At 72.8% G+C, this 21,040-nt stretch carries 22 protein-coding genes and 1 pseudogene; 6 read left to right on the top strand and 17 right to left on the bottom strand.

The genetic code is table 11. The features are described from left to right. Positions 1-170: 170 nt before the first annotated feature. Both QWM81_RS16640 and QWM81_RS16635 read left to right on the top strand, forming a co-directional pair. A complete protein-coding gene (locus QWM81_RS16640; protein WP_290112791.1) occupies positions 171-1,259 on the top strand; it encodes a M4 family metallopeptidase in 1,089 nt (362 codons plus the stop codon). A 9-nt stretch (positions 1,260-1,268) separates the two neighbouring features. Further along, complete coding sequence (locus QWM81_RS16635; RefSeq protein ID WP_290112790.1) at positions 1,269-1,535, top strand: protealysin inhibitor emfourin; 267 nt, start codon at positions 1,269-1,271, stop codon at positions 1,533-1,535. A 45-nt stretch (positions 1,536-1,580) separates the two neighbouring features. Here QWM81_RS16635 and era read toward each other — a convergent pair whose 3' ends face one another. The 8 genes from era to QWM81_RS16595 all read right to left on the bottom strand — a co-directional run bounded on the left by era (position 1,581) and on the right by QWM81_RS16595 (position 8,301). Continuing rightward, positions 1,581-2,531, bottom strand: coding sequence for a GTPase Era (gene era / locus QWM81_RS16630; RefSeq protein ID WP_290112789.1), 951 nt, complete (start codon positions 2,529-2,531; stop codon positions 1,581-1,583). 164 nt (positions 2,532-2,695) lie between these two features. After that, the gene (locus QWM81_RS16625; RefSeq protein WP_290112788.1) at positions 2,696-3,049 is read right to left on the bottom strand and encodes a cytidine deaminase-like protein; all 354 of its coding nucleotides are present in this window, start codon (positions 3,047-3,049) and stop codon (positions 2,696-2,698) included. A 37-nt stretch (positions 3,050-3,086) separates the two neighbouring features. Then, positions 3,087-3,794, bottom strand: coding sequence for a hypothetical protein (locus QWM81_RS16620; RefSeq protein WP_290112787.1), 708 nt, complete (start codon positions 3,792-3,794; stop codon positions 3,087-3,089). A 125-nt stretch (positions 3,795-3,919) separates the two neighbouring features. Continuing rightward, positions 3,920-4,273 carry an MmcQ/YjbR family DNA-binding protein gene (locus tag QWM81_RS16615; protein ID WP_290112786.1) on the bottom strand — a complete coding sequence of 118 codons (354 nt, stop codon included), beginning with the start codon at positions 4,271-4,273 and terminating at the stop codon, positions 3,920-3,922. Then, the gene (locus QWM81_RS16610; protein ID WP_290112785.1) at positions 4,270-5,541 is read right to left on the bottom strand and encodes a hemolysin family protein; all 1,272 of its coding nucleotides are present in this window, start codon (positions 5,539-5,541) and stop codon (positions 4,270-4,272) included. The genes QWM81_RS16615 and QWM81_RS16610 overlap by 4 nt, the downstream gene beginning before the upstream one ends. Next, the gene (gene ybeY, locus QWM81_RS16605) at positions 5,538-6,035 is read right to left on the bottom strand and encodes an rRNA maturation RNase YbeY (RefSeq protein WP_290112783.1); all 498 of its coding nucleotides are present in this window, start codon (positions 6,033-6,035) and stop codon (positions 5,538-5,540) included. Before ybeY ends, QWM81_RS16610 begins: the two co-directional genes overlap by 4 nt. Positions 6,036-6,047: 12 nt before the next feature. Beyond that, positions 6,048-7,061 (bottom strand): PhoH family protein, encoded by a 1,014-nt coding sequence (locus tag QWM81_RS16600; protein ID WP_290112781.1) that lies wholly within the window; start codon positions 7,059-7,061, stop codon positions 6,048-6,050. Between the two features lie 121 nt (positions 7,062-7,182). Then, complete coding sequence (locus tag QWM81_RS16595; RefSeq protein WP_290112779.1) at positions 7,183-8,301, bottom strand: carbohydrate kinase family protein; 1,119 nt, start codon at positions 8,299-8,301, stop codon at positions 7,183-7,185. 268 nt (positions 8,302-8,569) lie between these two features. On the opposite strand from QWM81_RS16595, the gene QWM81_RS16590 reads away from it, so the two are divergent. Then, a complete protein-coding gene (locus QWM81_RS16590; RefSeq protein ID WP_290112778.1) occupies positions 8,570-9,883 on the top strand; it encodes an MFS transporter in 1,314 nt (437 codons plus the stop codon). Between the two features lie 111 nt (positions 9,884-9,994). On the opposite strand, the gene QWM81_RS16585 is transcribed toward QWM81_RS16590, so the two are convergent. The 3 genes from QWM81_RS16585 to QWM81_RS16575 form a co-directional block, all read right to left on the bottom strand. After that, complete coding sequence (locus QWM81_RS16585) at positions 9,995-10,999, bottom strand: adenosine deaminase (protein WP_290112777.1); 1,005 nt, start codon at positions 10,997-10,999, stop codon at positions 9,995-9,997. 98 nt (positions 11,000-11,097) lie between these two features. Beyond that, on the bottom strand, positions 11,098-12,006 hold the full coding sequence (locus QWM81_RS16580; RefSeq protein WP_290112776.1) for a ribonuclease Z: 909 nt from the start codon (positions 12,004-12,006) through the stop codon (positions 11,098-11,100). Positions 12,007-12,010: 4 nt separating this feature from the next. Continuing rightward, positions 12,011-12,370: a histidine triad nucleotide-binding protein gene (locus QWM81_RS16575; RefSeq protein WP_290112775.1), complete on the bottom strand. Its 360-nt coding sequence runs from the start codon at positions 12,368-12,370 to the stop codon at positions 12,011-12,013. Positions 12,371-12,431: 61 nt separating this feature from the next. On the opposite strand from QWM81_RS16575, the gene QWM81_RS16570 reads away from it, so the two are divergent. Further along, complete coding sequence (locus tag QWM81_RS16570; protein ID WP_290112774.1) at positions 12,432-12,611, top strand: hypothetical protein; 180 nt, start codon at positions 12,432-12,434, stop codon at positions 12,609-12,611. A 6-nt stretch (positions 12,612-12,617) separates the two neighbouring features. On the opposite strand, the gene QWM81_RS16565 is transcribed toward QWM81_RS16570, so the two are convergent. The 4 genes from QWM81_RS16565 to hrcA form a co-directional block, all read right to left on the bottom strand. Continuing rightward, positions 12,618-13,349 carry a 16S rRNA (uracil(1498)-N(3))-methyltransferase gene (locus QWM81_RS16565; RefSeq protein WP_290112773.1) on the bottom strand — a complete coding sequence of 244 codons (732 nt, stop codon included), beginning with the start codon at positions 13,347-13,349 and terminating at the stop codon, positions 12,618-12,620. Then, entirely contained in the window at positions 13,346-14,422 is a 1,077-nt protein-coding gene (locus QWM81_RS16560; protein WP_290112772.1) for a nitronate monooxygenase, read from the bottom strand. The genes QWM81_RS16565 and QWM81_RS16560 overlap by 4 nt, the downstream gene beginning before the upstream one ends. A gap of 178 nt (positions 14,423-14,600) precedes the next feature. Continuing rightward, a complete protein-coding gene (dnaJ, locus tag QWM81_RS16555; RefSeq protein WP_290112771.1) occupies positions 14,601-15,740 on the bottom strand; it encodes a molecular chaperone DnaJ in 1,140 nt (379 codons plus the stop codon). After that, positions 15,741-16,757 (bottom strand): heat-inducible transcriptional repressor HrcA, encoded by a 1,017-nt coding sequence (hrcA, locus tag QWM81_RS16550; protein ID WP_290112770.1) that lies wholly within the window; start codon positions 16,755-16,757, stop codon positions 15,741-15,743. A 220-nt stretch (positions 16,758-16,977) separates the two neighbouring features. Here hrcA and QWM81_RS16545 point away from each other — a divergent pair, with 220 nt between their 5' ends. Then, positions 16,978-17,700, top strand: a complete 723-nt coding sequence (locus tag QWM81_RS16545; protein ID WP_290112769.1) for an MBL fold metallo-hydrolase — start codon at positions 16,978-16,980, stop codon at positions 17,698-17,700. 10 nt (positions 17,701-17,710) lie between these two features. Next, positions 17,711-18,511 (top strand): DUF3097 domain-containing protein, encoded by an 801-nt coding sequence (locus QWM81_RS16540; RefSeq protein WP_290112768.1) that lies wholly within the window; start codon positions 17,711-17,713, stop codon positions 18,509-18,511. A 117-nt stretch (positions 18,512-18,628) separates the two neighbouring features. Here QWM81_RS16540 and hemW read toward each other — a convergent pair whose 3' ends face one another. Beyond that, entirely contained in the window at positions 18,629-19,861 is a 1,233-nt protein-coding gene (gene hemW / locus QWM81_RS16535) for a radical SAM family heme chaperone HemW (RefSeq protein WP_290112767.1), read from the bottom strand. A gap of 15 nt (positions 19,862-19,876) precedes the next feature. After that, positions 19,877-20,860: pseudogene (locus QWM81_RS16530) on the bottom strand (PP2C family protein-serine/threonine phosphatase); the annotation flags it as partial. Positions 20,861-21,040: the final 180 nt, after the last annotated feature.

The following is a 21,040-nucleotide window of genomic DNA, read 5'->3' as shown; positions in this document are numbered from 1 at the left end:
CCGAAACGCATGATGCGCAGAAGCGTAGCCGAGTGACGCGGAGAGCGGGGCGCCGTTCCAGTATGCGGGATTCCCGTGAGGTAACGGTCGAACGGTGACGTATCACTCGTTCTCATCAATCCTTGTCGCATGGGGTGACAGCTTGGTGACTCACTGCCACATTGCGAAACATGACGCCTCCTCCCGGTTCTTCTGGTTCCTCCTGTCCTTCCGTGTTCTGCGGGATCGTGCCGCCCCACCTGCTCGACCGGCTGGCCCGGTCCTCCGACCCCGCGATCGCGGCGGCCGCCCGCCGCACCCTCGTCGCCGACGCCGCCAACCGCACGGCCCGCCGGCTGACGACGGTCACCGGCGCGACACCCGTGCCCCTGGCGGCGGACGCGCCCGTCGACAAGCCGCACCGCACGGTCTACGACGCCGGGCACACGACCACGCTGCCGGGCACCAAGGCGCGCGGCGAGGGCGAGGAGCCGGCGAGGGACGCGACGGTCAACCGCGCGTACGCCGGTCTGGGCGCGACCTTCGACCTCTTCCGTGCCGCGTACGGGCGCAACTCGATCGACGGGTCCGGGCTGCCGCTGGACGCGACGGTCCACTACGACCGGGACTACGGCAACGCCTTCTGGAACGGCGAGCAGATGGTGTTCGGCGACGGTGACGGCCGGATCTTCCTGGACTTCACCATCGCGGTGGACGTCATCGGCCACGAACTGGCCCACGGCGTCACGCAGTACACGGCGAACCTGGCGTACTTCGGCCAGCCGGGAGCGCTGAACGAGTCGATGTCGGACGTCTTCGGCTCGCTGGTCAAGCAGTACGCGCTCGGGCAGACGGCCGGGGAGGCGGACTGGCTGATCGGCGCCGGGCTGCTGGCGGAGGGGGTGCAGGGCGTGGCGCTGCGCTCGATGAAGGCCCCCGGCACGGCGTACGACGACGACGTCCTCGGCAAGGACCCGCAGCCCGCGAGGATGGCCGACTATGTGCGCACGGGCGCCGACAACGGGGGCGTGCACATCAACTCGGGCATCCCCAACCACGCCTTCTACCTCGTCGCCACGGCACTGGGCGGCAACGCCTGGGAGCGGGCGGGGCGGATCTGGTACGACGTGCTGACCCGTGGCGAGCTGGCGGTGGACGCGGAGTTCGCCGATTTCGCCCGGCTGTCGGTGGCGGCGGCCCGCGAACGGTTCGGCGCGGGCGGCGCGGAGCACGACGCGGTCGTGAAGGCGTGGTCGACGGTGGGGGTGCCGGCGGAGTAGACAGGGCCCATGCGGATTCGGGTGACGCGCACAGGTGGTTTCGCGGGCATCGAGCGGCGGGCCGAGGTCGACACCTCGGACCGCCCCGACGCCCCCGAGTGGCACGCCCTGGCCGAGGCGGCGCTCGCGGACGGCCGCGGCGGGCCGGGAGTAGGCGTGCCGGACGGGTTCCACTACACGATCACGGTCGGCGACCGCACCCTCCACTGCGCGGACCCGGGGCTGACCGAGGCTCAGCGGGAGCTGATCTCCCGGGTGCTCAAGGAAGGCGCGTAGAAGGACTCTTGCGGGCGCGGTCGGCCTCGAAGCGCCCGGCGCCGGTCAGAAACCGAGCTTGCGCAGCTGCTTGGGGTCGCGCTGCCAGTCCTTGGCGACCTTGACGTGCAGGTCCAAGAAGACGGGCGTACCGAGCAGCGCCTCGATGTGCTTGCGCGACTTGGTGCCGACTTCCTTCAGCCGCTTGCCCTTCGGGCCGATGATGATGCCCTTCTGGCTGGGGCGCTCGATGTAGACGTTGGCGTGGATGTCCAGCAGCGGCTTGTCCGCGGGGCGGTCCTCGCGGGGCAGCATCTCCTCGACGACCACCGCGATCGAGTGCGGCAGCTCGTCCCGTACGCCTTCGAGCGCCGCCTCGCGGATCAATTCGGCGACCATGACCTGCTCCGGCTCGTCCGTGAGGTCGCCCTCCGGGTAGAGCGGCGGGCTCTCGGGGAGCAGCGGGGTGAGCAGGTCGGCGAGGAGCTGGACCTGCTTGCCGGCGACGGCGGAGACCGGGACGATCTCCTGCCACTCGAAGCCCAGCTCCTTGCCGAGCTGGTCGATGGCGATGAGCTGCTCGGCGAGGGTCTTGGAGTCGACCAGGTCGGTCTTGGTGATGATCGCGACCTTGGGGCTCTTCTTGATCCCGGCCAGTTCCTTGGCGATGAACCGGTCGCCGGGGCCCAGCTTCTCGTTGGCGGGCAGGCAGAAGCCGATCACGTCGACCTCGGCCCAGGTGGTGCGGACGATGTCGTTGAGCCGCTCCCCGAGCAGCGTGCGCGGCTTGTGCAGGCCGGGGGTGTCGACCAGGACGAGCTGCGCGTCGGGGCGGTGCACGATGCCGCGCACGGTGTGGCGGGTGGTCTGCGGCCGGTTGGAGGTGATGGCCACCTTCTGTCCGACCAGAGCGTTCGTGAGGGTGGACTTGCCCGCGTTGGGGCGGCCGACGAAGCAGGCGAAGCCGGCCCGGTGGGCGGTTTCGGTTTCAGGGTTACGAGCGCTCATGGGGGCCATTCTCCCCGATGCGGGCGGCCCCACGTACCGCATGGCCCCGTGGAGGCCTCGGTGATCTTGGCGGGCGGTGCCGTGGGACGCCCGGCCACGCCGCCCGCGAGGCGCCGATGAGAGGCGGGCCCGCCCTGGACGGGAACCGGCCCGCCTCCCCGGGCAGGCGCGCGTCAGCCGGCGCTCACCGTGGCGCGCAGCTCGCCATCGGGGCCGGCCAGCAGCACGGGCGTCTCCGCGCCGCCCAGATCCCGCACCGCGGCGCGGTCCGCGTCGGAGGCGGCTTCGGCCTCGGTGACCACGGCCGCGGCCTCCAGCGACCGCGCGCCGCTGGCCACGGCCATCGCCACCGCCGTCTGGAGCGCGCTGAGCTTCAGCGACTCCAGGGCGACGGTCCCGGCGACGTACGTACGCCCGGTCTCGTCCCGCACCGCCGCGCCCTCCGGCACACCGTTACGGGCACGGGCGCTGCGCGCCAGCGTGATGATCTTGCGGTCCTCGGGGCCGAGGTCGGTGCTCTGTGTCATGCCCCGAGCATAAGTCGGCCCCCATCGCTGCCCGCGATCAGCTCTGGGCACCCTTGACGAACTTGTCGCCGGCCAGCTTGGCCAGGGCGTCGAAGTCCTTGTGGGTGGAGGGCGGGGACGGGACGTAGGCGACGCGGGCCACGCCCGCACCCTGGCGGACGACCAGGATGTCGGCCTCGATCTTGATGCCCGGCGCCATCTCCATGGTCAGACGGAGCGCCTCCGTTCCCTCACCGACCTGCGGGGCGGCCACCTTCTGGGCCGTGATCGGGACCTTGTTGCCCTCCATCGTCATCTCGCCCTTGGCGCAGGCGGCGACGGCGGTGCCGATGCCCGTCACGAAGTCCTCGGCGCCCTTGCTGTCCTGGAAGGTGAAGACCTGGTGGGCGAGGATGCTGCTGTTCTTGTCGCCGAACTCCTGGTTGCCGCCCAGCGTCGCCCCGGCGATCTTGTCGGTCATCAGGACGGCGAGCGGCCGGCACTCGGGCTTGTCCGTCTTGGCCACCTGGTCCGAGCTCCCGGCCGGCTCGGTCTTCCACCCGGCCGGCAGGTCCTTGACCTCCAGCAGGCCCGCCTTCATCTGGGCGGCGGTCAGCGGGGCGGCAGCGGCGGGCGCCTCCTTGCCGGTGTCCTCGGCCTTGCCGCTGTCGGCGCCCTTGTCGGAGGAGCCGCCGCACGCGGCGGTGAGGCAGAGCGCGGAAACGGTGAACGCGGCGGCCACGCCGCGGCGCATACGGCTACGCATGAAGGTGTTTCTCCCTAGGGATGTCGATATTCCCGGGGAGCTGTGGTTCCCCCCTCCCCGCCGTGATCGGCCGCGCTGAGAATACACAGCGCACGCACAGCCCGAAGACGGCCGGGCGCGCGGGGCTACGGGCGGTTCAGGCGGAGGCGGGTCGCGCGGGGGAGGCCGGCGACCACGAGGTCGTAGGAGTCCTCGATCAGTTCGCGGACCAGGCGGTCGGGGAGGCCGGCGACCGTGACCGTGTTCCAGTGGCGTTTGTTCATGTGGTAGCCGGGCGCGATCGCCGGGTGCTCGGCGCGCAGCCGGAGCGCGAGCTCGGGGTCGCACTTGAGGTTGACGGTGAGCGGCCGGGCGTCCAGGGCCGACAGCGCGAACATCTTGCCCGCCACCTTGAAGACCGACGTCTCCGGGCCGAACGGGAAGTCCTCCACCGCGTCGCTGAAGGAGAGGCAGAACGCCCGGAGCTGGTCCGGGGTCACGCCACGGGCTCCGCGACCACCGTGACGATCTTGTTGCGGCGGCCCGCCGGGGACTCGGCCGTCAGGCGCAGGGCGCGGCCGTCCGGCAGATGGACCACGGCCGACGCGCCCGCGATGGGCACGCGGCCCAGCGCCTTGGCGAGCAGCCCTCCCACCGTCTCGACGTCCTCGTCGTCGTACTCGTCGAGCCCGAACAGCTCCCCGAGGTCGCCGATGTCGAGGCGGGCCGTGACCCGGTAGCGGCCCTCCCCGAGCTCTTCCACCGGTGGCAGTTCCCGGTCGTACTCGTCGGTGATCTCGCCGACGATCTCCTCCAGGATGTCCTCGATGGTGACGATCCCGGCCGTGCCGCCGTACTCGTCGATCACCACCGCGCAGTGGTTGCGCTCCTTCTGCATCTCGCGCAGCAGGTCGCCCGCGTTCTTGGTGTCCGGGACGAAGGCCGCGGGCCGCATCACCGTGGAGACCAGGTCGTTCTCCGCGTCGCGGTTGATGTGGGTGCGGCGGACCAGGTCCTTCAGGTACACGATGCCGACGATGTCGTCCTCGTTCTCGCCGGTCACCGGTATGCGGGAGAAGCCGGAGCGCAGCGCCAGGGTGAGGGCCTGGCGGATGGTCTTGTACCGCTCGATGGAGACGAGGTCGGTACGCGGCACCATCACTTCCCGTACGAGGGTGTCGCCGAGTTCGAAGACGGAGTGGACCATGCGCCGCTCGTCGTCCTCGATCAGCGACTCGCGCTCGGCGAGGTCGACCATGGCGCGCAGCTCGGCCTCGGAGGCGAAGGGGCCCTTGCGGAAGCCCTTGCCGGGCGTGAGCGCGTTGCCGATGAGGATCAGCAGTTGCGGCACCGGGCCCATGACGCGGGCCAGCGGGAGCAGGACGTACGCGGCGGCGGTTGCCGTGTTGAGCGGGTGCTGACGGCCGATGGTGCGGGGCGACACGCCGACGGCGACGTACGACACGAGCACCATCACGCCTATCGCGACGAGCAGCGCGGCCCACGTCTCCGCGAACTCGTTCAGGCAGACGTACGTGACCATGACCCCGGCCGCCATCTCGCACGCGACGCGCACCAGCAGCGCCACGTTCAGATACCGCACCGGGTCCGAGGCGACCTGGGCCAGCTTGTCGGCGCCGCGCCGCCCGGCCCGTACCGCCTCGGCGGCCCGGAAGCTGGACACGCGCGCGATGCCCGCCTCCGCGCACGCCGCGAGCCACGCGATCACGACCAGCGCGACCGCGCCGAGGACGATCTGGGCGGTCATGAGACGGTCGGCGCCGGGGAGGGGCCGGTGAGGCCCTTCTCCGCCCGCCAGCCGTCGATGATCGCCGCCTGGAGCCCGAACATCTCGGCCTTCTCGTCCGGCTCCTCATGGTCGTATCCGAGCAGGTGCAGCACCCCGTGGACGGTGAGGAGCTGGAGCTCCTCGTCCATGGAGTGCTGCGTCGGGGCCTCCTGGCCCTGCTTGGCGGCGACCTCCGGGCAGAGCACGATGTCACCGAGGAGCCCCTGCGGGGGCTCCTCGTCGTCCTTGGACGGCGGGCGCAGCTCGTCCATCGGGAAGGACATGACGTCCGTCGGGCCCGGCAGGTCCATCCACTGGATGTGCAGCTGCTCCATCGCCTCGGTGTCCACCACGATCACCGACAGTTCGGAGAGGGGGTGGATGCGCATCCGCGCGAGCGCGTACCGGGCGACGTCGAGGATCGCCTGCTCGTCGACCTCGGTGCCGGACTCGTTGTTGACGTCGATCGACATGGTGCTGTGTCGCTACTTCCCGTTTTGGTTGTCGTACTTCTCGTACGCGTCGACGATACGGCCGACGAGCTTGTGCCGTACGACGTCGTTCGAAGTCAGTATCGAGAAGTGGACGTCATCGACGCCCTCCAGGATGTCCCGGACCTGCCGCAGGCCGCTCTTGGTGCCGCCGGGCAGGTCCACCTGGGTGACGTCACCGGTGATGACGATCTTGGAGTCGAATCCGAGGCGCGTCAGGAACATCTTCATCTGCTCGGGGTTCGTGTTCTGCGCCTCGTCCAGGATGATGAAGGCGTCGTTGAGCGTCCGGCCCCGCATGTACGCCAGCGGCGCGACCTCGATCGTGCCCGCCGCCATCAGGCGCGGGATCGAGTCGGGGTCGAGCATGTCGTGCAGGGCGTCGTACAGCGGCCGCAGGTACGGGTCGATCTTCTCGTACAGCGTGCCGGGCAGGAAGCCCAGGCGCTCGCCCGCCTCGACGGCCGGCCGGGTCAGGATGATCCGGGTGACCTGCTTGGACTGCAGGGCCTGCACCGCCTTGGCCATGGCCAGGTACGTCTTGCCCGTACCGGCGGGGCCGATGCCGAAGACGATGGTGTGCTTGTCGATCGCGTCGACGTACCGCTTCTGGTTGAGCGTCTTGGGACGGATGGTGCGGCCACGGCTGGAGAGGATGTTCTGTGTGAGCACTTCGGCCGGGGTCTCCTGACCCGCCTCGGCCGTGCCGTTCTCGCTCGCCCTGAGCATGGCGATCGAGCGTTCCACCGCGTCCTCCGTCATCGGCTGCCCGGTGCGGAGCACGAGCATCATCTCGTCGAACAGGCGCTGGATCAGTGCGACTTCCGTCGCCGGTCCCACCGCGCTGACCTCATTGCCCCGGACATGGATGTCGGCGGCCGGGAACGCCTTCTCGATCACGCGCAGCAGGGCGTCACCGGAGCCGAGCACGGTGACCATCGGGTGCTTGGCAGGGACGGTGAACTGGGCTCGCGCCTGCTGGGTCTGGGCTGCTGGTGTCTGAGTCATGGGCCGGCTCTCAGGCCTGCGCATACCTCCCGTTGCAGGGGTTCTCGCCGCTCGACAACCTCTGGATCTCCAGCGTACGTCGTGCCACTGACAACCCCGAAGGCTTTTCCCCACCCCGGCCCTACGCGGACCGGCCGAAGCCGATCGTGGGCACGGCCCGCCGCAGCGGCCAGGGCCTGATCGGGGTGGGCAGCAGCGACTCCAGGAACGAGTAGCGGCGCAGCGCCGCCGGGTCCTGGCCGGAGCAGCCCTGGACGTGGTTCCACCAGGCCGCGACCTCGGCCCAGCCCGGCGCGGACAGTGATCCGCCGAACTCCTGCACCGACAGGGCGGCGGTCAGCCCGGCGAAGGCGAGCCGGTCGGCCAGCGGCCATCCGGCGAGCGTCCCGGTGACGAACCCGGCCACGAAGACGTCGCCGGCGCCGGTGGGGTCCAGGGCGGCGACCTCGATGGCCGGGACCTCGGCGGTCTCGCCCGTCGCGGCGTCCACGGCGTACGCGCCTTCGGCGCCCAGGGTGACGACGGCGAGCGGCACTTTCTCGGCGAGGGCGCGGGCGGCGGCGCGCGGGCACGAGGTGCGGGTGTAGCGCATCGCCTCATCGGCGTTGGGCAGGAACGCCTCGCAGTGCTCCAGGTCCGGCAGGGCGGCCAGGTCCCAGCGGCCGGACTCGTCCCAGCCGGTGTCGGCGAAGATCCGGGTGGCCTGGCGGGCGGCGTCCGTGACCCACTCCTCGGGGCGGCCGGGCGTGAGGGACGCGACGGCGGCACGCGCGCGTGGCGGGCACGCGGGCAGGGAGCCGTCCAGGGGCGGGGCCTCGTGGCCGTGCGACACCATGGTGCGCTCGCCCTCGTACGCCATGGAGACGGTGACCGGCGAGTGCCAGCCGGGCACGGTGCGCGACCGGGACAGGTCGATGCCCTCGCCCTGCTCCAGGGCGTCCCAGCAGTACTCGCCGTAGTGGTCGTCGCCGAAGGCGGCGGCCAGGGAGGTGCGCAGCCCCAGGCGCGCGAGGGCGGTGGCCATGTTGGCGACGCCGCCGGGGCTGGAGCCCATGCCGCGCGCCCAGGTCTCGGTGCCGCGCACGGGCGCGCTGTCCAGGCCGGTGAAGATGATGTCGAGGAAGACCGTGCCGGTGAGGAAGACGTCGTACTCGGGGTCGGCGGCGGTGCGCACGGCCTCCAAGGGGTCGACACCGGCCGTGTGTTGCCGCTGCTGCTGCTCTCCTCTGGACGTGATCACGGCGAGCTCCCCGGTCGCGGTACGGATCAGGCCAGTGTGCCCGATTCTCGTGGTTCGCGAGCGGTGGCAGCCCACCATCCGCACAAGGGAAACGAGCGCTGTTACCCGGCCTTGACGCAGGCAAACACTTTGTGCCTCAGATCACACCTTCTCGCCTTCTCGTGCGAGCGGCTCGCTTGATACAAATTGGCCCGCGTTCCCGTGCACGTTCCCGTACGACACCGGGCGCCCCCTCCCCTCCCCGCCCCTCCCTGTTCCGGGAACGCCCATGCCCTCGCGCCCGCGCGCCCTGTGGCCGCTCGTCGCCGTGTTCACGGCCGGTTACCTCGCCGCGTACCTCCTGCCGACCGTCGTCGGCCGTCTCTCCGCCGGTCTCGGCCTGACCCCCGCACAGGCCGGTCTGGTCGGCTCCGCCCTGCTGCTCAACTCGGCCGCCGCGGGCTTCACGCTGGCCTCGCGCGTGGAGCGGTACGGCCCGCGCCGGCTGGCCCGCACCGGCCTGCTGCTGGCCATGTCGGGCTACGGCTGCGCGGCCCTGACCGCCTCCGTGCCGCTGGTGGTGGCGGGCGCGGCGGTCGGCGGCTTCGGCTCGGGTACGGCGACGGCGGTGGCCGCCGCCGGGATCGCCGGCCGGCGCGATCCGCACCGCGCCTCGACGCTCGGCCTGCTGACGGTGTCGGCCACGGCGGGCGCGCTGTACCTGACGCTTCCGCACCTGGGCGGCGGGCACGCGCTGCCGTTCGCGTCGCTCGCGCTGGCCGCGGCGGCGGTGTGGCCGGTGACCGGGCGGCTGGAGACCGGCCATGACACGGGCGAGGTGAGCGGGGCCCGGGCGCCGCTGCCGCGGCTGCGCTCGGGCCTGGTGCTGGCGGGTGCGATGGTGTGCTGGTCGATGGCGCAGAACGCCCTGTGGGGCGTCAGCGGCCGGATCGGGCTCACCCAGGCGGGCCTGAGCGAGGTGACGGTCGGCGCGGTGTTCGCGGCGGCGCTCGGCGCGGGGCTGCTGGGCGTGACGGCGGCGGGCGCGCTGGGCGCCCGGCTGGGACGGGCGGTGCCGATCGGCGTCGGTACGGTGCTGATCGCGGGCTGTATCGCGGTCAGTTCGGCCGCTGACGGGCTGGTGTCCTTCGCGGCCGGCGAGATCCTGTGGAACGCCTGCTACCCGGTCGTCCTGTCCTACCTGATCGGCCTGGCCGCCTCGCTGGACCCGCGCGGCCGCTGGGCGGTGCTGGTCGGCTCGGCGTCCTCGCTGGGCGTGGCCTGCGGCCCGGTCACCGGCAGCGTCCTGTCGGAGCGGGCGGGCTACCCGGGCATGGGCCTGGTCCTCGCCGTGCTCCTGCTGCTGCTCGCCGTCCCGCTGACGGCCGTGGCCCTGCACACCTCGGGCCGCCCGCTGGTGCCGGGCGCGATCCGCCGCCGCGGCGGCGCCCCGGCGGCGGTCGTCGCGGCCACCAGTGGAGTGGCGCCCACCGCCCTGGCGCCCGAGATCGGCACCCGCGAGCAACCGGTCACCGAGTTCCCGGTGCCCTCCCCGGCGCAGGGCGCCTTCGCCCTGGCCCGCCCCTCCCAGGCGGCCCACTGACCGGGCGGCCTGGCCTGGGACGGGTGGCGGGTGGCGGTGGCGGGTGCGGGTGGCGCGTCCGGTTTGGGCGTCCGGGTGGCGCGCCCGGGTGGCGCGCCGGGGTGGCGCGCTCTAGTCGAACTCGTACGCCTCGACCTCCGCGAGGTACCGGGCCCGCCGCTCCTCGTCGTGGTCCAGGAACGAGGCCAGGAAGGAGTTGCGGGCCAACTCCCGCAGCTGCTCGGGGTCCAGGCCCAGCGCCTCGTGGACCGCGTGGAAGGTGTCGCCGACGTAGCCGCCGAAGTACGCCGGGTCGTCGGAGTTGACGGTGACCAGCAGCCCGGCCTCCATCATGGCCTTCAGCGGGTGGTCCTCCAGGACGTCGATGGCGCGCAGCCGGACGTTGGACAGCGGGCACAGCGTCAGCGGCACCCGCTCCCGTACCAGCCGCTCCACCAGCTCCGGGTCCTCCATCGCGCGCAGCCCGTGGTCGATCCGCTCGACGCCCAGGACGTCGAGGGCCTCGCGGATGTACGCGGGCGGGCCCTCCTCGCCCGCGTGCGCGACCTTGCGCAGGCCGAGCGCCCCGGCCGCCGCGTACACCTCGGCGAACTTCGACGGCGGGTGGCCGACCTCCGCCGAGTCCAGGCCCACGCCGGCGATCCGGTGCAGATACGGCTCGGCGGCGTTCAGCGTCTCCATCGCGGACTCGGCCGACCGGTCCCGCAGGAAGCACATGATCAGCTGCGTGGAGACGCCGTGCCGCTCCTCACTGCGGTCCAGCGCCCGGCCGAGGCCCTCGATGACCGTGCCGATGGGCACCCCGCGCGCGGTGTGCGCCTGCGGGTCGAAGAAGATCTCCGCGTGGCGCACGCCCTGGGCGGCGGCGCGCGCCAGATAGGCGTCGGCGAGGTCGGCGAAGTCGTCCGCCGTGTGCAGCACCGCCATCAGCTCGTAGTACAGGTCCAGGAAGGACTGGAGGTCGCTGAAGAGGTACGCCCTGCGCAGCTCCTCGGTGTCGGCGTACGGCAGCTCGACGCCGTTGCGCGCGGCGAGCGCGAAGGCCAGCTCGGGTTCGAGGGTGCCCTCGATATGAAGGTGCAGTTCCGCTTTGGGGATGGCTTCGGGAAGGTGCATGGGGGGGCCTTACTGGTGGCGCTTACTGATGGCGCTTACTGGTGGCGCTTACTGGTGGCGCTTACTGGTGGCCCTACTGAGGGCGCTTATGGAGGGCGTTATGGATGGCGTTTGGGGAGGGGGACGCGGATGAGGTCGTGGGCGATGGTCAGCTCGCCGTCGAACCCGGCCGCCCGCGCCTGCTGCTCGAAGAGGTCGGGGTCGCCGTAGCGCTGCGAGAAGTGGGTGAGGACCAGGTGGCGCACGCCCGCCTCGCGCGCCACCGCCGCCGCCTGTCCCGCCGTCAGGTGCCCGTGGTCCTCGGCGAGGAGGGCGTCCTCGTCCAGGAACGTCGACTCGATGACGAGCATGTCGCAGCCCTCGGCCAGCGCGTGGACGCCGTCGCAGAGCCGGGTGTCCATGACGAAGGCGAAACGCTGTCCGCGACGTACCTCGCTGACGTCCTCCAGGCTCACCCCGCCGAGGACGCCCTCGCGCTGGAGGCGGCCCACGTCCGGCCCCTTGATGCCGTGCGCGGCGAGCCGTTCGGGCAGCATGCGGCGCCCATCGGGCTCGGTCAGCCGGTAGCCGAACGACTCGACGGGGTGCGACAGCCGCACGGCGTCGAGCGTGTACGCGCGGGTCGCGGCGAGCACGCCGTCGGCGGCGACCGGCGCCTCGACGAGCTTGACCGTCTCGCGGTAGGCCGTGGCGTACCGCAGCCGGTCGAAGAACCGCTGCCCGCTCGCCGGGTAGTGCGCGGTGACCGGGTGCGGGACCTGGTCGAGGTTGATGCGCTGGATCACCCCGGCGAGGCCGAGGGAGTGGTCGCCGTGGAAGTGGGTGACGCAGACGCGGTCGATGTCGTGCGCGGCGACCCCGGCGCGCAGCATCTGGCGCTGGGTGCCCTCGCCCGGGTCGAAGAGGATGCCCTGGCCGTCCCAGCGCAGCAGGTAGCCGTTGTGGTTGCGGTGTCGGGTGGGCACCTGGCTGGCGGTGCCCAGCACGACGAGTTCGCGTACGGACATGCGGCTATCCGGGGGGCCAGTTGAGGCCGCGGCCGCCGAGGACGTGGGCGTGCGCGTGGAAGACGGTCTGGCCGGCGCCGGCGCCGGTGTTGAAGACGATGCGGTAGCCGCTGCGGTCGGCCTTCTCCTGCGCGGCGACCTCCCCGGCCTCGCGCAGCACGTCGGCCGCGAGCTCCGGCGCCTCGGCGGCGAGCGCGGCGGCGTCGGTGTGGTGCGCCTTGGGGATGACCAGCACGTGGGTGGGCGCCTGCGGGTTGATGTCCTGGAAGGCGACGGTCGTCTCCGACTCACGGACGATGGTGGCCGGGACCTCCCCCGACACGATCTTGCAGAACAGACAGTCGCTCTGCGGCTCTCCGGCCATGTCCTGGTCCTCTCTCCACTTCCGGCACTTGTGTCACTACGGGTAGAGGCACTCTATCGACGTGGTGACCAAGCGCCGGAACAGCGGTGTGCCGGGCCCGGCGACCGCCTGTGCGGGCTGCCGCCGCCTGGTGCGGGCCGCCGCCTGGTGCGGGCTGCCGCCCACCACGCACGGCGGACACGAGGCGGCGGGTGGCCGGCCGCTGGTTTCGGCGCGCGGGGCGCGGGGTGCGGGGGCCTGACGAGCGCTACGCCCAGCGGCCGGTGCGCCCGAGCAGCAGGGCGGTGGCGGCCGTTCCGGCGGTGGAGGTGCGCAGCACGCTGCGGCCCAGCCGGTACGGCTTCGCGCCCGCCTCCGCGAACGCCGCCAACTCCTCGGGCGACACGCCGCCTTCGGGGCCCACGACGAGCACGATGTGGCCCGTGGCGGGCAGTTCGGCGGTGGCCAGCGGCTCGGCGCCCTCCTCGTGGAGGACGGCCGCGAGGTCCGCCTCGGCGAGGAGCCGGGCGACCTGCTTGGTCGACGCCGCGTCCGCGACGTCCGGGAAGCGGAGGCGGCGCGACTGCTTGCCCGCCTCCCGCGCGGTGGCACGCCACTTGGCGAGCGCCTTCAGGCCGCGCTCGCCCTTCCACTGCGTGACGCAGCGGGAGGCGGCCCACGGCACGATCGCGTCCACACCCGTCTCCGTCATGGTCTCGACGGCCAGTTCGCCGCGGTCGCCCTTGGGCAGGGCCTGGACCACGGTGATACGGGGCGAGGGCGCGGGCTCCGTGCGTACCTCGCTCACCGCCACCTCCAGGCGGTCCTTGCCCTCGACGGCGGCGACGGTGCCGTACGCGCCCGTTCCGGCGCCGTCCGTCAGCACGATCTCCTCGCCGACGCGCAGCCGGCGCACGGACACGGCGTGCCGCCCCTCCGGCCCGTCCAGGGTGACCGTCCCGGCGGTGACGTGGTCCACGACGAAGACGGGCGCGGTCATGACGCGGCGCCCCGCAGCGCGAGGGCCGCCACCGCGGCCTCCCGTTCGGCGTTCAGCACCTCGACCAGTTGCCCGGCGGGCAGCACGCGCGCCAGCCGGTGGCCCTGCCCGGCCCACAGCGCCATGCCCTGCGGGTCGCCCGCCTTGGCGGCGGCCTTGCGCAGCCCGCTCGTCAGGTGGTGCACCTCGGGGTACGCGGCCGGGGCGTACGGCCCGTGCTCGCGCATGAACCGGTTGACCAGGCCCCGCGCGGGCCGTCCCGAGAACGCCCGCGTCAGCTCGGTACGCACGAACAGGGGGTTGGTCATGGCCTGCTTGTGCAGGGCGTTCGCGCCCGACTCGGGGCACACCAGGAACGCCGTGCCCAGCTGCGCGGCCTCCGCGCCCGCCGCCAGGACGGCGGCGATCTGGCCGCCGCGCATCAGGCCGCCGGCCGCGACGATCGGCAGCCGCACGGCCTCGCGGACCAGGGCGATCAGCGACAGCAGCCCGGTGCCGGTCCCGCCCGTCTCCGGGTCGTCGCGGTGCGTGCCCTGGTGTCCGCCGGCCTCGATGCCCTGTACGCACACGGCGTCGGCCCCGGCCTGCTCGGCGGCCTGCGCCTCCTCGGCCGAGGTCACCGTCACGATGGTGAAGGTCCCGGCCCGCGCGAACGCGGCCACGGTGTCGCGGGTGGGGCACCCGAACGTGAACGACACGACCGGCACCGGGTCGTCCAGCAGGATGGCCAGCTTGGCCTCGTACCCGTCGTCCCGCCCGGCGTCGGGGTCGCCGAGCGGTGTGTCGTACCAGGAGGCCTCACCGGCGAGCTGGTGCCGGTAGACGTCGATGGCGGCGGGGTCGGCGTGCCCAGGCTGCGGCATGAAGAGGTTGACGCCGAAGGGGCGCGAGGTCAGCCCGCGTACCTGCGTGATCTCCTGGTACATGCCGTCGGCCGTTTTGTACCCGGCGGCCAGGAAACCGAGGCCCCCGGCCTCGGACACGGCGCCGACGAGCTGCGCGGAGGAGGCGCCGCCCGCCATGGGGGCCTGCACGATCGGGTACCGGCAGAGATCGGTCAGTGCGGAGGACATGCACGCATGGTGTCACGCCACCGGTCAGGCCCCGAAACGGGGCGGGCACCGAAACGGGGCGGGCCCCGAAACGGGGCGGGCACCGGGGTCACCGCCCCGATACCCGCCCCGCCCGACAGCGCCCGTACAAGCGGCCCCTACCGGGCGCGCGCACCGCCCGCACCGCTCCGTACGGCGGCTAACGGCCGTTGAACGCGTCCTTGAGCCGCGAGAACAGCCCCTGCTGCCCGGGCTGGAACTGCCCCGTGGGGCGCTCCTCGCCCCGCAGCTTCGCCAGCTCCCGCAGCAGCCGTTCCTGCTCGGGGTCCAGCTTCGACGGCGTCTGGACCTCCACGTGGACGATGAGGTCACCGCGCCCGCCGCCGCGCAGGTGCGTGACACCGCGCCCGTGCAGCGGGATGGACTGGCCCGACTGCGTGCCGGGGCGGACGTCGACCTCCTCCAGCCCGTCCAGCGTCTCCAGCGGGCACTTCGTGCCCAGCGCGGCCGCCGTCATGGGGATCGTCACCGTGCAGTGCAGGTCGTCGCCGCGCCGCTGGAAGACCGGGTGCGGCAGTTCGTGGATCTCGACGTACAGGTCACCGGCCGGACCGCCGCCCGGGCCGACCTCGCCCTCGCCGGCGAGCTGGATGCGGGTGCCGTTGTCGACACCGGCCGGGATCTTGACCGTGAGCGTACGGCGGGACCGGACCCGGCCGTCGCCCGCGCACTCCGGGCACGGGGTGGGGACGACGGTCCCGAAACCCTGGCACTGGGGGCAGGGGCGGGACGTCATGACCTGGCCGAGGAAGGAACGGGTGACCTGCGAGACCTCACCACGGCCGCGGCACATGTCACAGGTCTGCGCGGACGTACCGGGCGCGGCGCCCTCGCCGGAGCAGGTCGTGCAGACGACCGCCGTGTCGACCTGGATGTCCTTGGTCGTACCGAAGGCCGCCTCGTTGAGGTCGATCTCCAGGCGGATCATCGCGTCCTGGCCGCGCCGCGTACGCGACCGGGGCCCGCGCTGGGACGCCGTACCGAAGAAGGCGTCCATGATGTCGGAGAAGTTCCCGAAGCCGCCCGCGCCGAAGCCGCCCGCGCCACCGCCGGCGCCGGAGGTGGAGAGCGGGTCGCCGCCGAGGTCGTAGACCTGCTTCTTCTGCGGGTCCGACAACACCTCGTAGGCGGCGTTGATCTCCTTGAACCGCTCCTGCGTCTTCGGATCGGGGTTCACGTCCGGATGCAGCTCGCGCGCGAGCCTCCGGAACGCCTTCTTGATCTCGTCCTGGGACGCGTCGCGGCGCACGCCGAGTACGGCGTAGTAGTCCGTGGCCACTTACGACTCCGCCAGGATCTGTCCGACGTAACGTGCCACTGCGCGTACCGCTCCCATCGTTCCGGGGTAGTCCATGCGGGTCGGTCCGACCACGCCGAGTTTGGCGACTGCCTCGTCGCCCGAACCGTAGCCGACCGCGACGACGGACGTGGAGTTGAGGCCCTCATGGGCGTTCTCGTGCCCGATCCGTACGGTCATGGCCGAGTCCTTGGCCTCGCCGAGCAGCTTCAGGAGCACGACCTGCTCCTCCAGCGCCTCCAGCACCGGCCGGATCGTCAGCGGGAAGTCGTGCCCGAAGCGCGTGAGATTGGCGGTGCCGCCGATCATCAGGCGCTCCTCGGTCTCCTCCACCAGGGTCTCCAGCAGCGTGGCCAGCACCGTGGAGACCGTTCCGCGGTCCTCCGTCTCGAAGGACTCCGGAAGGTCCTGCACCAGCTTCGGTACGTCGGCGAACCGGCGGCCCACGACACGGCTGTTGAGCCGCGCCCGCAGATCGGCCACCGAGGTCTCGCCGAACGGCGCGGGGCAGTCGACCATGCGCTGCTCCACGCGCCCCGTGTCGGTGATCAGGACGAGCATCAGCCGGGCGGGGGCCAGCGACAGCAGTTCCACATGGCGCACGGTGGAGCGCGTCAGTGACGGGTACTGCACGATCGCGACCTGCCGGGTCAGCTGCGCCAGCAGCCGCACCGTACGGCCCACGACGTCGTCCAGGTCGACGGCCCCGTCCAGGAAGTTCTGGATGGCGCGCCGCTCCGGCGACGACAGCGGCTTGACGCCGGCGAGCTTGTCCACGAAGAGCCGGTAGCCCTTGTCGGTGGGGATGCGGCCCGCGCTGGTGTGGGGCTGGGCGATGAACCCCTCCTCCTCCAGCACGGCCATGTCGTTGCGCACGGTGGCCGGTGAGACGCCGAGGTTGTGGCGCTCGGTGAGCGCCTTGGAGCCGACGGGCTCCTCGGTGCCGACATAGTCCTGGACGATGGCGCGCAGCACTTCGAGTCTGCGTTCACTGAGCATCGCGCGCACCTCCAGCTAGCTCCGGTGGTTGCCGGTGGATCCGGTGGATCCAGTGGTCCCGGTGGTTCCCGTTGTCCCGTATTGGCACTCGCCATGTTCGAGTGCCAGGTATACCCGGCCAGTGTACGGCGCCCGGGTACGGACCGAGCAAGGGCGGCAGCCGGGGCGGCCGATCACGCTACCGCGCGCTGCCGCTGGTCGTTGCGGATAGCGTCGCGGTATGGACGTCAGTTGGGAAGACTTCGGCTGGGAGCGGCTCGCCGAGGGCGTGGGCCGGCGACGGCTGCCGGTCTGGGACGCGACCACGGCGCTGGTGGTCGGCGAGGACGGGGCCCTGCTGTACGACACGGGCGCCACGCTCCGGGAGGGCGCCGAGATCAGGTCCCAGGCCCAGGCGCTGATGGGCGGGCGCAGGGTGACGCATCTCGCACTGAGTCACCCGCATTTCGATCACGTACTGGGCGCCGCGGCGTTCGCGGGGGTGGAGGTGTTCGGCGCGGTGGGCCTCGACGCGGTGCTGACCCGGGGCCGGGACGCGCTGCGGGCCGACGCCCTGCGGCACGGCGTCGAGGAGAGCGAGGCCGTCGAGGCGACGGATGTGCTGGTGCGGCCGCACCACCTGGTGTGCGGCGAGTGGACGCTGGACCTGGGCGGGCGGCAGGTGCTGCTGGCCAACGCGGGGCCCGGGCACAGCGGGCACGACCTGGCGGTGCTGGTGCCGGGCTCGCCCGGGGTCGTCTTCTGCGGCGACCTGGTGGAGGAGTCGGGCGACCCGCAGGCGGGGCCGGACGCCATCCCGTCACGCTGGCCGGCCGCGCTGGACCGGCTGCTGGAGCTGGGCGGCGAGGACGCCCGGTACGTCCCGGGGCACGGGGCCGTCGTCGACGCCGCCTTCGTACGCGCCCAACGCGATGAACTGGCCCGGCGGTTCGGGGTGTCGTAGCGTCTGCGGAATGCGCAGTTACGACCCTGACCTGACGCCTTCGTGGAAGCGGTCCGCCCCGGTGCCGGAGGTGCCCGCCGAGCCGGACCTGGTGGTCGAGGAGGTGGCCACCGGATTCTGCGGCGCGGTGATCGGCTGCGAGGCGGGGACGGTGACCCTGGAGGACCGGTTCGGCAAGCACCGGGTGTTCCCGCTGACGCCCCGCGGGTTCCTGCTGGAGGGGCGCGCGGTGACGCTGGTGCGCCCGAGCGCGGCCGCGCCTTCGCGGCCCACGCGCACCGCTTCCGGTTCGATCGCCGTTCCCGGCGCACGCGCGCGCGTGGCCCGGGCGGGACGGATCTATGTGGAGGGGCGCCACGACGCGGAGCTGGTGGAGCGGGTCTGGGGCGACGACCTGCGCGTGGAGGGCGTGGTGGTCGAGTACCTGGAGGGCGTCGACGACCTGCCGGCGATCGTGCGGGACTTCGGTCCCGGCCCGGACGCGCGGCTGGGCGTGCTGGTGGACCACCTGGTGCCGGGTTCCAAGGAGTCCCGCATCGCGGCACAGGTCTCCGACGCCCACACCCTGGTCGTGGGGCACCCGTACATCGACATCTGGGAGGCGGTGAAGCCGTCGTCGGTGGGCATCCGGGCGTGGCCCTCCGTTCCGCGCGGCCAGGACTGGAAGACGGGCGTGTGCCACGCCCTGGGCTGGCCGCCCAACACGGGCGCGGCCTGGCAGCACATCCTGTCGAAGGTCCACTCCTACAAGGACCTGGAGCCTGAGCTCTTGGGGAGGGTCGAGGAACTGATCGACTTCGTGACGGCGTAAACCGCTGCGGGGCTTCACCCGCCCACCTTGTTGCGGGCATACGTTCCGCCAAGGGCGGAACGGGTGGGCACAACCCCCCTGGCCGGGCACCGACTCCCGGAAACGCTCACCCCGCGCCTAGTCCACCAGATCCCGCACCACCGCGTCGGCGAGCAGCCGCCCCCGCAGCGTCAGCACGGCCCGCCCCTCGGCGTAAGGACCGGGGTCCAGGAGCCCGTCCCTTACCGCGCGCTCGGCGGCGGCCAAGCCCGCAGGCTTGAGCAAGGACAAAGCGCACCCCTCCCGCAGCCGCAGCTCCAGCAGCACCCGCTCCACCCGCCGGTCCTCCTCCGACAGCACCTCGCGCCCCGCGCCCGGCGACCTTCCCTGCGCCAGCGCGGCCGCGTACGCGCCGGGGTGCTTGACGTTCCACCACCGCACACCGCCCACGTGGCTGTGCGCGCCCGGCCCCGCGCCCCACCAGTCGGCGCCGCGCCAGTACAGCTCGTTGTGCAGGCACCGCCCGGCCTCGGAGGTGGCCCAGTTGGACACCTCGTACCAGTGGAAGCCGGCCCCCGACAGCACGTCCTCCGCGATCAGATACCGGTCGGCGTGCACGTCGTCGTCCGTCATCGGCACCTCGCCGCGCCGGATGCGCCGGGCCAGCTGCGTACCCTCCTCCACGATGAGGGCGTAGGCGCTGACATGGTCGGGCCCCGCGCCGATCGCCGCGTCGAGCGAGGCGCGCCAGTCGTCGTCGCTCTCCCCCGGCGTGCCGTAGATCAGGTCGAGGTTCACGTGCTCGAAGCCCGCCGCCCGCGCCTCCGCGACGCACGCCTCGGGGCGGCCCGGCGTATGCGTACGGTCCAGCACCTTCAGGACGTGCTGCCGGGCACTCTGCATGCCGAAGGAAATCCGGTTGAAGCCCCCCTCGCGCAGCTCCGCCAGGTACGCGGGGTCGACCGACTCGGGGTTGGCCTCGGTCGTGATCTCGGCGTCGTCCGCGATCCCGAACTCGTCGCGGACGGCGCCCAGCATCGCCACGAGATCGGCGGCGGCCAGCAGCGTCGGCGTACCGCCGCCGACGAACACGGTCCGTACCGGCCGGGGGTCGTCGCCCAGTACCTTGCGCGCGAGGCGCACCTCGTCGGTCAGGGTGGTGGCGTAGTTGTCGCGGGAGGCGAGGACGCCGCCGGAGCCGCGCAGCTCGGTGGCGGTGTAGGTGTTGAAGTCGCAGTACCCGCAGCGGGTCGCGCAGTACGGCACGTGCAGGTAGAACCCGAGCGGCCGCTCACCGGCCCCGAGCAGGGCGGACGCGGGCAGCGCGCCGTCCTCGGGCATGGGCTCACCATCGGGCAGTACGGAAGGCATACCGCCCATTGTCCGTCACTCGTGCGCTTGCGTGGCCTGGAGCACCAGCAGGGCGAGATCGTCGCGTACGGGCGCCTCGCCGAAGGTGTGGACCGCCCGCCGGATCCGGTCGGCGACCTCCGGGGCGGGCAGCCCGGCGCAGCCGGAGAGGGCCTCGGCCAGCCCGTCGCCGTCGTCGAACATGCGGCCCGCGCGGGAGCGGCGTTCGGTGACGCCGTCCGTGACGCACAGGAGCGTTTCACCGGGGGCGAGGTGGAAGGTGTGGCTCTCGTACCCGACGTCGTCGACGACGCCGAGCAGCACCTGGGGCGCCGCGGCCGGGGTCACCGTGCCGTCGGGGCGCAGCAGGAGCGGCAGGGGGTGACCGGCGCAGGCGAGGGTGCAGCGGGCGCCGCCGCCGTCCTCGGGGGCGAGGGGCACGAGCTCGCCGTACAGCAGGGACAGGAACCGGGGCTGGGGCGGGCCGGGCAGGTCACCGGCCGCCGCGACCATGGAGGCGGCCGCTTCGGCGGCCTCGGTGGCGTCGTCCAGGAGGAGCCGGTTCAGCCGGTCCAGAACCTGGCCGACCTGGTGGTCCTCGCGGGCGAGCAGCCGCAGCCAAGGGCGGGCGAGGCCGGTGACGACGGCGGCCTCGGGGCCGCTGCCCTGGACGTCGCCGAGCATGAAGCACCAGCGCTTGGCGCCGGGCCCGGCCTGGAAGACGTCGTAGAAGTCGCCGCCCGCGAGCCCGTCGTCGCTCGGTTCGTACACCACGCGGCTTTCGACGCCGGGGATCTGGGCGACCTGGCTGGGCAGCAGCCCGCGCTGGAGCACCCGGCTGATGGTGACCTGGCGCGCGTAGCGGCGGGCGGCGCCGATGGCGAGGGCCACGCGCCGCGCGAAGTCTTCGATGAGCGCGCTGACCGCGTCGGGGATGCGGCGCGTCCCGCGCCGCCCGACCAGCAGGGTGCCCAGCCCGTGGCCCCCGACGACAAGCCGGTACGCCAACGCGGCCCCGCCCTCGGCAGCGCACCCGCCACCCGCTTCCCGGCCTGCCGCCCGGGTCTCCCCGCCGCCCGCGTCCCGACCTGGCGCCCGGCTCTCGCCGCCGCCCGCGTCCCGACCTGGCGCCGGGCTCTCCCCGCCGCCCGATGCTCACCGGCCCACCTCCTCCCGTCCGCTCCGCGGACCTCGCCGTGC

The organism is Streptomyces ficellus (genome assembly GCF_030406405.1).
Classification (GTDB): domain Bacteria; phylum Actinomycetota; class Actinomycetes; order Streptomycetales; family Streptomycetaceae; genus Streptomyces; species Streptomyces ficellus_B.
Note: the sequence above shows the minus strand (reverse complement) of the source record. Positions and strands in the feature narration are given on the sequence as shown.